The organism is Acinetobacter pollinis (assembly GCF_015627175.1).
Classification (GTDB): Bacteria; Pseudomonadota; Gammaproteobacteria; order Pseudomonadales; family Moraxellaceae; genus Acinetobacter; species Acinetobacter pollinis.
In genome coordinates, this window is the sequence record NZ_VTDQ01000002.1 from 76,802 (window position 1) to 88,874 (window position 12,073).

8 protein-coding genes are annotated in these 12,073 nt (G+C 37.0%); 7 read left to right on the forward strand and 1 reads right to left on the reverse strand.

Annotated features, from left to right (window positions below; genetic code table 11):
- Positions 1-135: 135 nt before the first annotated feature.
- From glnL to proP, 6 genes are all read left to right on the forward strand, one after another.
- Positions 136-1,236, forward strand: a complete 1,101-nt coding sequence (gene glnL / locus I2F23_RS01285) for a nitrogen regulation protein NR(II) (protein WP_195770783.1) — start codon at positions 136-138, stop codon at positions 1,234-1,236.
- A 43-nt stretch (positions 1,237-1,279) separates the two neighbouring features.
- Entirely contained in the window at positions 1,280-2,701 is a 1,422-nt protein-coding gene (gene glnG / locus I2F23_RS01290) for a nitrogen regulation protein NR(I) (protein ID WP_407647986.1), read from the forward strand.
- A gap of 105 nt (positions 2,702-2,806) precedes the next feature.
- Positions 2,807-3,619 carry an SEL1-like repeat protein gene (locus tag I2F23_RS01295; RefSeq protein WP_195770785.1) on the forward strand — a complete coding sequence of 271 codons (813 nt, stop codon included), beginning with the start codon at positions 2,807-2,809 and terminating at the stop codon, positions 3,617-3,619.
- A 108-nt stretch (positions 3,620-3,727) separates the two neighbouring features.
- Positions 3,728-4,381, forward strand: coding sequence for a TetR/AcrR family transcriptional regulator (locus I2F23_RS01300; RefSeq protein WP_195770786.1), 654 nt, complete (start codon positions 3,728-3,730; stop codon positions 4,379-4,381).
- A 97-nt stretch (positions 4,382-4,478) separates the two neighbouring features.
- Positions 4,479-5,393 carry an ornithine carbamoyltransferase gene (argF, locus tag I2F23_RS01305; protein WP_195770787.1) on the forward strand — a complete coding sequence of 305 codons (915 nt, stop codon included), beginning with the start codon at positions 4,479-4,481 and terminating at the stop codon, positions 5,391-5,393.
- Positions 5,394-5,799: 406 nt separating this feature from the next.
- Positions 5,800-7,278 carry a glycine betaine/L-proline transporter ProP gene (gene proP / locus I2F23_RS01310; RefSeq protein ID WP_195770788.1) on the forward strand — a complete coding sequence of 493 codons (1,479 nt, stop codon included), beginning with the start codon at positions 5,800-5,802 and terminating at the stop codon, positions 7,276-7,278.
- Positions 7,279-7,315: 37 nt separating this feature from the next.
- On the opposite strand, the gene hrpA is transcribed toward proP, so the two are convergent.
- Positions 7,316-11,167: an ATP-dependent RNA helicase HrpA gene (hrpA, locus tag I2F23_RS01315; RefSeq protein WP_195770789.1), complete on the reverse strand. Its 3,852-nt coding sequence runs from the start codon at positions 11,165-11,167 to the stop codon at positions 7,316-7,318.
- A gap of 285 nt (positions 11,168-11,452) precedes the next feature.
- On the opposite strand from hrpA, the gene ahpC reads away from it, so the two are divergent.
- Complete coding sequence (gene ahpC / locus I2F23_RS01320) at positions 11,453-12,016, forward strand: alkyl hydroperoxide reductase subunit C (RefSeq protein WP_195770790.1); 564 nt, start codon at positions 11,453-11,455, stop codon at positions 12,014-12,016.
- The last annotated feature ends 57 nt before the right edge of the window (positions 12,017-12,073 follow it).

Here is a 12,073-nt window from a genome sequence, read left to right on the forward strand (position 1 = left end):
TTAGTCTTTATTCATTCAAAAGTTGGCGTAGATATTGCATTTAGATGAAAGATTAAAACTGTAGTTTGTTCCATAACAGGGATAAAAAAACCGATTACTTTCGATATGCACCATTAAAACTCAGGACTGTTAGACATGAATCAGACACCGGTTATTGACTACCGAATGCTTGTGGATAATCTCACAACAGCTGTATTGCTTGTCGATGACAACCTAAATATTTTTTATTTAAATTCTTCGTGTGAAGCATTATTTGACATAAGTTTGCTTAGAGCATCTGGAATGCCTGCACTACAGATTCTAGAGACTCCTAACGATATATTTAACACGCACGATGCACTCAGAAAAACACTTACCCAAGGGCAGTCTTATACACGTCGAGAAGCAATTATCAATGTTAACTTTAATGACATTCATGTAGATTATTCTGTTTCTCAAGTGCAACCCTCAAAAAACATTCCTCCATTTCTAATTATTGAGCTCACTCCAATTGAAAGGATGCTTAAAATTACAAAAGATGAAAACTTAATCCAACAACATCAAGTGACTCGTCAACTAATTCGGGGCGTGGCGCATGAGATTAAGAATCCTTTAGGTGGCATTCGAGGTGCAACCCAGCTCCTCGCTAGAGCACTAAATGATAAAAAATATGATGAGTTTACAGAAATTATTATTAGTGAAGTCGATCGATTAAGAACGCTTGCCGACACTATGCTTGGTTCAAGACAGTTACCGAGTTATGTTGATGTCAATATTCACGAACCATTAGAACGTGTACGCTCTCTTGTAACCAATCAAACCAAGAAAAAGGTTCACATCATCCGTGACTATGACCTCTCACTCCCTGTGGTTAATGCAGATCGTGACCAACTCATACAAGTGATGTTAAATATTAGTATTAACGCAGTCCAAGCTATTTTAGAGAACAAAGCATTCTTTCAAGCACAGCAAACTACACCAACAATTACATTTAGAACACGTATTCAAAGACTGGTCACCATTAACGGCGTACTCAACCGCTCTGCGATTCGTATAGATATAGAAGACAATGGACCAGGAATTCCTGAAGATATTATTGAGTCAGTTTTCTACCCACTAGTTACAAAACGTGCCAATGGAACAGGACTGGGCCTAAGTATTGCTCAAAATATTATGCACCAACATAACGGCATGATTGATTGCCAATCTACCTCTGGAAAAACAACCTTTAGCTTATATTTACCTTGGGAGTCATAATATGACACAGAACAAAATTTGGGTCATTGACGATGATCGCGCAATGCGCTGGGTGTTGGAAAAAACATTTAAAGAAGCTGGTTTTGATGTGACAAGCTTTGAAGATGCTCAAAGTGCACTCGATCAACTATTAATGAACCTACCCGATGTCATACTTACAGATATTCGTATGCCTGGTATTGATGGTTTAACCTTTCTAAGCAAAGTCAAAAATAGCCATCCTGAACTGCCTGTAATTATTATGACGGCACATTCAGATTTAGAATCTGCGGTATCGAGCTATCAAACTGGGGCATTTGAATACCTACCTAAGCCTTTCGATATAGACGAAGCGCTTGCACTGGTTAATCGTGCAATTCTTCATCTTGAAAAAATTCAAAATCAAGAAACTACAAAAGTAAGTTCACCTTTACAATCTACAGAAATTATTGGTGAATCTCCTGCTATGCAGGAGGTATTTAGAGCCATTGGGCGACTCTCCCAATCTCATATTACGGTTTTAATTAATGGTGAATCTGGTACAGGAAAAGAATTGGTTGCTCATGCACTCCATCGCCACTCACCAAGAAAGAATAAGCCATTTATTGCATTAAATATGGCAGCAATTCCAAAAGATCTCATTGAAACCGAACTTTTTGGACATGAAAAAGGAGCTTTTACAGGTGCAAATACACAGCGACAAGGTCGTTTTGAACAAGCCAACGGTGGCACACTATTTTTAGATGAAATTGGTGATATGCCATTTGAAACACAAACACGCCTATTACGCGTCCTTGCAGATGGTGAGTTTTATCGTGTGGGTGGTCATATTCCAGTACGCGTCGATGTTCGTATTGTTGCAGCAACACATCAAGATTTAGAAAAATTGGTAGAAGATGGTCGATTTAGAGAAGACCTTTATCATCGACTTAACGTCATTCGAATTCATATTCCCAAACTTGCAAATCGTAGTGAAGATATTCCAATGCTTGCACAGCACTTCCTCATACAAGCAGGTAAAGAACTCGGTGTTAGTCCTAAAATTTTAAGATCTGAAACCATTGCTTATATGCAAAGGCTATCTTGGCCCGGAAATGTGCGTCAACTAGAAAACATCTGTAGATGGCTAACTGTCATGATTACAGGTCGAGAAGTTTATCCAGATGATCTACCTACAGAGCTAAAGCAAAAACTACATGCCGATGACGTACCCGTACGCGAAGTTAACTTGATACAAAGTAATCAAAACTGGGAAGACCACTTAAGCCAATGGGCAATGGATAAGCTATCTCAGGGTGAAATGAAAATACTGGACATTGCTGTACCCATTTTTGAAAGAACATTGATTAATGCTGCACTTACACAAACCAAAGGAAGAAAAAGACATGCAGCAGAACTTCTAGGATGGGGGCGAAATACACTAACACGTAAACTCAAAGAACTCGGTATGGATGTATCTGATGAAGATGAGGAAATAACTGCATAAAACCTAGTACGCTAGAGTCTTTAAAATCATGCCAAAAGGCTCTAGCACTTACCCCCGAAAACTGATATAAATAATAATAATTATCATTTACAGTGACAATCTACTATGGGTGTTTTCCAAAATTTTAAACAACTTATTCGACAACAGGAAGTTGAAATACAACAACTCTATCAAGATGCTTGTCAAAATATTCAAGGAGGCTGTTTTGAGGATGCTGAAATAAAGCTTAAAAAAATCCAAACTATTTCCTCTAAAGATACACGTTGGATGAGAGGTTTCGGACATCTGTTTCACTATAAAAACAATTCAACCTTGTCTTATCATTGGTATATGCAAGCAGCACAATTAAATGATGATCAAGCATTTTATCATCTTGGCCAAATTGAATATCAACGCCATAACTACACCCTCGCAAAACACTATTTTAAATCATCCATTTCATATGGAAACAGCCTTTCTTTACTTACACTTGGCACCATTTATCTACACGAATATGAATTAGAAAATGCATTAATAACATTAGAGCAAGCTGTTTCATGTAATCATTACGATGCACTTATTCCTTTAGGACAAACTTATTTATTGGCTAAGGCGTATTCAAAAGCAGAAGAATGTTTCTCTAAAGCATGTGATTTTGACATTCAGTTTGCATCTCACTATTTCGCAAGAGTACAACAATGCCTAAATCGTCTAGATCTAGCGAAAAATTGGTATTTATACGCTTTCCATACCGAACAAAATCTCTCCTCTCTCGAAGCATTTGGACAATTATTATGTAGTGAAGGAAATATTTTAGAGGGGGAAAATATTATTGCTATTGCACACAAACTTGAAGAGAATACAAGTCTATCTAACGAAGAAAATCAGATTTTTGAGCGTATTATGGGTACAAATCGCAATTTTAAGCTCAACTTATAAACAATCATACCTATCATACATACATAGATGTCACGAATTGTGCAATCTCTCTGCTTATAGTTTGCTATAATTAAACATCAACATGATATGTTAGATAGCTTTTCCATTATGTCAGATTCCAAAGATTGCTACTTCAATGAGCAACCTCAAACCAAACGAGGTGCAGAGCGCTGTTCTGCTTTTTTAGAAGCTGCAACTGATCTATTCATGGAAAAAGGCTTCGATGCTGTTTCTCTAGATGATATCGTACAACACGCTGGTGGTTCTAAATCATCTTTGTACAAATTTTTCGGCAATAAAGAAGGATTATTTACTGCCATTTGTGACCATCGTAGAGATATCTTTCTAAAAGAAATCTATATGAATACCGATCCAGAAGCATTAGATATTCGAAGTTTCCTCATTACTTTATTAAAAAATTTTCATCGACATCTTGTTAAACCAAATAACGCACAATTTTTTCGATTAATGCTAGAAAGAATTAAACATAATCCAGACCTAGCCGATTATTTATATACACGTGGTCCTGAACGTATATTACATGACACCTGTACATACCTAGAAAAAGCAACACAGCAAGGACTTATTGTATGTGATCAACCCATGGCATCTGCAAAAGTTTTTTTAGGTTGTTTATGGAATTTCAAATGGAAAATGATGACGGGTGTCTCAATTAATGAAACAGCAAAAGAATTAGACGAATATGTGGAATATTGTGTAAATCTATTTCTTAAAGCACATGAATATAAACAAAACTTTTGAAATCTAATAACAATTTAGTATATATTCAAAGATTAGACATTCCTTTAACACACAATAAACATAGCTATAGTTGAATCTATAGATATGTGGAGTAGCCATGGCTCTACGTCATTTTTTAACATTACGTGACTTATCTTCTGCAGAGCTAGAGCAAATTATTGAACGCGCGCAGGAGCTAAAAAAACTACAACATGCAAACCAAGTATACCAACCATTTAAAGGTAAAGTACTTGGAATGATTTTTGAGAAATCGAGTACACGTACACGAGTTTCTTTTGAGGCAGGCATGAGCCAATTTGGTGGCAGTGCAATTTTTCTTTCACCAAGAGATACTCAACTTGGTCGCGGTGAACCGATCGAAGACTCTGCCCGTGTTATTTCTAGCATGCTCGATATTGTCATGATTCGTACATTTGGTCATGACATCATTGAACGTTTTGCTGCGCAATCTAAAGTACCCGTCATCAACGCTCTTACAGATGATCACCACCCTTGCCAACTCTTAGCCGATGTACAAACTTTTGTAGAACATAGAGGCAGCATTAAGAATAAAACGGTTGCTTGGATTGGTGATGGCAACAATATGTGCAACTCATATATTGAGGCTGCTCATATGTGGGGTTTCAAGCTTAAAATTGCTGCACCTCAAGGTTATGAACCAAAACCAGAATTTTTAAAAGATTTTGAACATTGTGTGGAATTGGTTTCTTCTGCTGAAGAGGCTGCAAAGAATGCCGATCTTATCGTTACAGATGTATGGGCTTCAATGGGGCAAGAAGAAGAGCAAAAAATTCGTGAAAAAGCTTTTGCTGATTATCAAGTCAATGAAGATCTCATGAAATTGGCAAATCCAGATTGTCTATTTATGCATTGCCTACCCGCACATCGCGGTGAAGAAATTTCAGAAACGATGTTAGATCATCAAAGTGCTGTTGTATGGGATGAAGCTGAAAATCGCTTACATGCACAAAAAGCCTTAATGGAATTCTTACTTTTAGAGCATTCAAAATAGTGCTTAAGTATTAGACCAAAGTACTCTTGATATTTTATGATTGAGAGTACTATTATTAGCCAAAATAGTACTACAATATAGATCTTATTTATAATTATATAAAAAAATATTACAAAAATCAAACAAATATACAAAAAAACACAATAACCCAACCTAAAATACATCAAGTTAAAACACTATAGGAAATCATTTTTTGTAAAATTATAAGTACTTGAATCTTTTCTGCTTTTTAACGTGCTAAGAAAAAATACGTGTATCTTTGCCTTTTCAACACACCTATTTTCTCTTGTCATGTAGGAATATTCATCTTTCAATTGAATTGTTTTTAGCTTAATGTTTAGAGTGAATAAAACTCAAAATTAAAAGCAATTATAAACAATTTTCATCGTAAACTTGGAATAATTACATGCGTGGATTTAGAAAGAAAAACAGGCCTGTAGATATTGATGACATTAGTATTGTTGATCAATCAAAATCAAAACAGGCCATTATGGCAGCAGCTTTAGGTAATGCAATCGAATGGTTTGACTTCGGGGTGTACGGTTACGTTGCGTACATACTTGGTAAGGTATTCTTCCCACATGCAAGTCCAAGTATTCAACTTATTGCTGCCTTAGCAACTTTTTCTGTACCATTTTTATTTAGACCTCTTGGCGGTATTATTTTCGGTCGTTTGGGCGACAAATATGGACGCCAAAAAGTTCTATCTACAACCATCATTTTAATGACACTGAGTACCTGTGCCATTGGTTTGCTTCCAGGCTACGAAACCATAGGTATTTGGGCACCCATCCTACTATTAGTCATTAAAATACTTCAAGGTATTTCAGTAGGTGGGGAATATTCTGGTGCCGTTATTTTCGTTGCCGAATATGCTCCAGACCGTAAACGTGGGTTTATGGGAAGCTGGCTTGACTTTGGTTCAATTGCAGGCTTCCTGTTGGGTGCAGGCTTAGTTTCATTACTTACTGTTATGATGGGCACAGAGAAATTTAATGATTGGGGATGGCGTATTCCTTTCATTATTTCTTTACCTTTAGGTCTTGTAGGTATGTACCTTCGCCATGCTCTTGAAGAAACACCTGCTTATCAACAGCATAGTGAATCTGACCAAAACCAAAAGAAATTCTCATTTAAAGAATTACTTGCGACACATAAACGTAGCTTGCTTTTATGTATTGGTCTAGTTTTATGTACAAACGTAACTTACTACATGGTACTAACCTACTTACCAAGCTACTTTACACATAATCTTCACTATGATGAAGCACACGGTAACTTAATTATTATCGCCGTGATGATTGGTATGCTATTTGTACAGCCACTTATTGGTTGGTTAAGTGACAAATGGGGACGCCGTCCGTTCATTTTCCTTGGTAGCTTATCTTTAATCTTCTTATCTTATCCTGCATTTAAACTATTAGGGTCTGATCAAACATCATTAATCTTTACTGGTTTAATTATATTAGCGCTTTCTCTGAACATGCTTATTGGTGTAATGGCATCTACACTCCCTGCCTTATTCCCTACAGCGATTCGTTTTAGTGCACTTGCAATTGCCTTTAATATTTCTATTGTCATCGCAGGTTTAACACCTACTCTAACAGCAGCATTTGTTGAATCAAGTGGTAACCTTATGGTGCCATCACTTTATCTTATGGTGTTTGGTGTGATTGGTGTGATCACTGCAATCAATCTTAAAGAGACTGCAAATAAACCTTTATTTGGTGCCGCTCCACTTGCAACAAGTGAAGAGGAAGCTGCAGAACTCTTAGAAGAGTTTCATGGCACAATTGAAGAGCAAATTGAAAGAGTTGATCAAAAAATTCTTGCTTTACAGAAAAAACGTCAGCGCTTAGCAGACAAACATCCAGAAATCGATTAATGATAAAAAGGCCGTCAAATGACGGCCTTTTTATTGTCTAGAGTAATAAATCACTCCACGCACTTTGTAACCTTTTTGGGGAAACTGGCATCTTCGTCTTCATTGGCTGTGAAAATAAAGAGATTCTAAATTCTTCTACCATTTTATAGAAATCATATAAACGCTCATCGCCTTTAAACTTAAATAGTTTTTCCATCCACGGATCAACTTGATCAATCGCATCTAAATCACGCTTTAAGTTATTTGGAAGACGATCCAATCTCAACTCGAGTGCTTGTAAATAACGAGGAAACTCCTGCCATAAGTTCTTTGGTTGTTCATATGCAAAATTTTCTAAGTACATCAATGCAAGTTGATCTTCTACATCATCTATACTTACACCAAAGACTGCCTCATCTAAACTTAACAGCTGACGACGTATAGACTGCCAAGTCACATAGATGTCGTTGAACATTTTAAGCGTATTTTGTCCTTCTAACAAAAAATTCTTTTTAACTTTTTGCTGTAGCATTTCAAATTCTTGTAAATTTTTTGGTAAGACCTCAATACATTGATCAAGCGTTGCATAAATCAACATATTTTCAAGTTGAGCTTTATGACCTAAAGACGAGTAAGCCAACAATAGCGGTTTACCAATTTGTTTTTTCAATTGGCGAATCATATCTCCCAATTGCATATGAAGCAGACGAATAATACCTTGCTTATGCTGGATTTGAGCTTCATGAATATCATTAAATGTCTTTATAACAACACCACTTTCATCCTTTACCTCCAAAGACTTAAAATCTTTGATTGGAGAAAGTGCTTGGTATTGCTTTACGATTACCCCAGTTACTTTTTTACTCGACTCAAATTGAAATGCATCTGGAAAACTTTTAAATTCCCCATCAACTTGTGCGACCGCCTGTTTGGTTTCAATACGACAACGCGCCTTGAGTTCCTCTATATCTCTACCCTTTTCTATTAACTTTCCTTTTGCATCTGTGACATAAACAAACGGTATTAGATATTGATCAATCCTTTCAAAAGAAAAGTCTTGTTCTGTAATTTGTTCACCACGTAATGCAAAAGCCAAATATTTAAAGATATGCGCTTTTAAATGACGCTCATCAATACCTTGAATAAGTTTTTCTGCTGTTGTTGGTATGGGTACGATATGGCGACGCTTCTCTTTCGGCAATGTTTTTAATAAAGCTTCAATGAGCGTTCTACGCCATCCTGGTATCCCCCATGACCAAATATTTTCATCAATTTGTGGAAGTGCCTGTACTGGTACTTTGACTACAGCGCCATCCTCATCATGGCTTGGATCAAAGCGATAGACTGTTGCCAACCTTAACTCACCATTTCTCAGATGATCAGGAAACTGCTGAGTCGTTGGCCTATCATCTAACCAAAGCGTGGTTTCATCAATATATAAATAACGAGAATCTTGACTTTCTACCGTTGCAAGCCAGTCTTCAAAACTTCTTCTACTCGCAACCTCTTCAGGAATTTTGCTAGCATAAAACTGATAAATGGTTTCCTCATCAACAACTAAGTCACGACGGCGAAGTTTATCCTCAACACGCTCGACCTCTTCTAGTTTTAACAGATTATGCTTTAAAAAAGATGGCATAACGCCTAAATGACCTGTGGTGAGCGCATCTCTTAAAAAGATTTCATGCGCGGCCTTCTGATCAATCTTTTCAAAATTCACCAATCGTTTTGGTTCTACAATAAGACCAAACAATGTAATTTGTGCATATGCATTTACACCCCCCGTTTTCTTTGACCAGTGTGGTTCAAAGTAATGGTACTTTAATAAATCTCGTGCACCCAATAAAATCCACTCTGGTTCAATTTTTGCCAATGTTCTTAAATAGACTTGTGACGTTTCAACCATCTCAAAAGCCATAATCCAAGAGGCACTTGCCTTATGTAGAGCACTTGCAGGAAAAATACGTGCTTTTTGCTGACGCACAGCCATATACACGTTTCTTTCATCAGTTTTATTGGCAACGAAAGACAGTAATCCCGTAAGCAAAGCACGATGTAAATTCTCATAACTTGCAGGTTTATCATTAAAAGAGAGCTTTAAACTTTCTGCTAAATCGACCAACTGTTTGTAAGTTTGCTTCCACTCTCTTAAACGCAACCAACTTAAGAAATGTTGTTTTGCAAATTGACGACGTTTATTTTCACTCATCTGATCTCGGTTTGATTCAATCACATCCCACAATTTCAGATAAAATAAAAAATCAGAATCAGCTTCTTTAAATAATGCATGTTTTTGATCGGCTTGAGTTTGTTTATCTGCAGGTCGTTCACGCGGATCTTGTACAGCCAATGCACTTACAATAATTAAAATTTCTTTTAGAACACCAAAGTGGGCTCCTCCCACAATCATTCGGGCAAGACGCGGATCAATCGGCATGCGAGCCATCATCTGACCAACACGTGTCAACTCACTTTTTTTATCGTTCAGTGCACTTAGCTCAATTAATAGCTTTCGACCATCATTCACTAATCGATGATCAGGTGGCTCGATAAAGTCAAAGTTTTCAAGACTACCTAAACCTAAACTCTGCATTTGCAAAATCACTGATGCAAGGTTAGTTCGTTTAATCTCTGGTTCAGTAAATTCAGGACGACTGAGGAAATCTTCCTCGCTGTACAAACGAATGCATACCCCTGGTGCAATACGTCCACAACGTCCTTTTCTCTGATTTGCTGCTGCTTGAGAGATAGCTTCAATTGGTAAGCGTTGCACACGTGAGCGGTAATTATAGCGTGAAATTCGAGCAAACCCACTATCAATCACATAGCGAATATTCGGTACAGTCAGCGCCGTCTCTGCAACATTCGTTGCAATAATAATACGTCGTCCTCGGCCACTTGGATTAAATATTTTTTGTTGCTCAGACAATCCCAAACGTGCGTACAAAGGCAAAATTTCTGTATGCCTTGGACCATACTTTTGTAATGTTTCTTGTAACTCTCTAATTTCTCGTTCAGTGCTGGCAAACACCAAAATATCTGCATGTTCAGGATGACCTGACTTTTCTGCATCTTTAAAGCACTCTTCTACTGCTTGTACCACAGCACGAGGTAAATTTTCTTCAAAATCATCAAACTCGTCATCGTCACTGCTTCCAATAGATAAATCAGAAATAGGTCTATAACGAACTTCAACAGGATAACTACGACCCTCTACTTCAAAAATCGGTGCCTGATTAAAATATTGACTAAAACGATTTACATCCAATGTTGCTGACGTAATAATTACTTTTAAATCAGGACGCTTAGGTAGTAGTTGCTTTAAATACCCCATAACGAAATCAATATTTAATGAACGCTCATGGGCTTCATCAATAATAATTGTATCGTATTTAGTTAGAAACCGATCATGCCCTAACTCGGCAAGCAAAATTCCATCTGTCATTAGACGACAAATAGAATCTCCCGAACCCTGCTCATTAAAACGTACTTTAAAACCAATTGACTGGCCTAGTTTTTCACCAACTTCTTCAGCAATACGCTGTGAAACACTTCTTGCAGCCAAACGGCGTGGTTGGGTATGACCAATCATTCCTGTCAGACCACGCCCTGCAAGCATGGCAATTTGCGGGAGCTGTGTCGTTTTACCCGAACCTGTTTCACCTGCAACAATAATCACTTGATGCTGCTCAATAGCTTCTATCAGCTTATCTGCATATTGTGTAACAGGTAAATCTTGATTTAATTTAATCTGAGGTAAACGTTCTATTCTTTTTCGAACCTGTATGTTCGATTTTTCAAATAACTCTTGATACTGCTGAGCATTTTTTGTTTTACCTTGACTCAACCGATTTAAACGATGCCGATCACGCGCCATAACCATTTGATCTACATTTAAATCTATTCGCACAGAGTATTTTTCCTAAATTTAAGCATTGAAGCGATCTATTTTACGCAAATCTTACTCTGATAGAAAGAATTACAAATTAAAAGTTTTCCCTGTTTCGACTTGAAAAAAACTGTCATGATCACCATGTATGCTAAGAAGTAAATGACAGATACGGATATAAGTAAAATGCTTTTAATTCAATTTTCCGATTAAAAGCATTAAAAAATACTATTTCCTGAGTAGGACATTTTTTCTTATCCTATTTGCCATATAAACAAGCATGCATATCCACTAGCGGAGAATATAATGAGCTTAATTAACACTGAAGTTAAACCATTTAAAGCAACAGCATATAAAAACGGCCAATTTATTGAAGTTTCTGAAGCAGATTTAAAAGGCAAATGGTCTGTATTCTTCTTCTATCCTGCAGATTTTACATTTGTTTGCCCAACAGAGTTAGGTGATCTTGCAGATAACTACGCTGAATTCCAAAAACTTGGTGTTGAAATTTATGGCGTATCTACAGATACTCACTTCACACACAAAGCTTGGCATGATTCTTCTGAAGAAATTAAAAAAATTGAATACCCAATGGTAGGCGATCCAACTTGGACACTTTCTAAAAACTTTGAAGTTTTAATCGAAGGCGAAGGCGTTGCTGATCGTGGTACATTCGTTGTAGACCCTGAAGGTAAAATCCAAATCGTTGAAATCAACGCAGGTGGTATTGGCCGTGACGCGCAAGAACTTCTTCGTAAAGTTAAAGCAGCGCAATACGTACATGCTCACCCAGGTGAAGTTTGCCCAGCTAAATGGAAAGAAGGTGATGCAACACTTTCTCCATCAATCGATCTAGTTGGTAAAATCTAATTTTACTTCAACTTTAAGATTGAGAAGGTAGTCATATTTATGACTACCTTTTTTTAT

What these genes read in the sequence shown, in the direction of transcription:
- glnL (WP_195770783.1), top strand. Translation starts at nt 136, where the DNA reads ATGAATCAGACACCGGTTATTGACTACCGAATGCTTGTGGATAATCTC.
- glnG (WP_407647986.1), top strand. Translation starts at nt 1,280, where the DNA reads ATGCGCTGGGTGTTGGAAAAAACATTTAAAGAAGCTGGTTTTGATGTG.
- ahpC (WP_195770790.1), top strand. Translation starts at nt 11,453, where the DNA reads ATGAGCTTAATTAACACTGAAGTTAAACCATTTAAAGCAACAGCATAT.
- I2F23_RS01300 (WP_195770786.1), top strand. Translation starts at nt 3,728, where the DNA reads ATGTCAGATTCCAAAGATTGCTACTTCAATGAGCAACCTCAAACCAAA.
- I2F23_RS01295 (WP_195770785.1), top strand. Translation starts at nt 2,807, where the DNA reads ATGGGTGTTTTCCAAAATTTTAAACAACTTATTCGACAACAGGAAGTT.
- argF (WP_195770787.1), top strand. Translation starts at nt 4,479, where the DNA reads ATGGCTCTACGTCATTTTTTAACATTACGTGACTTATCTTCTGCAGAG.
- proP (WP_195770788.1), top strand. Translation starts at nt 5,800, where the DNA reads ATGCGTGGATTTAGAAAGAAAAACAGGCCTGTAGATATTGATGACATT.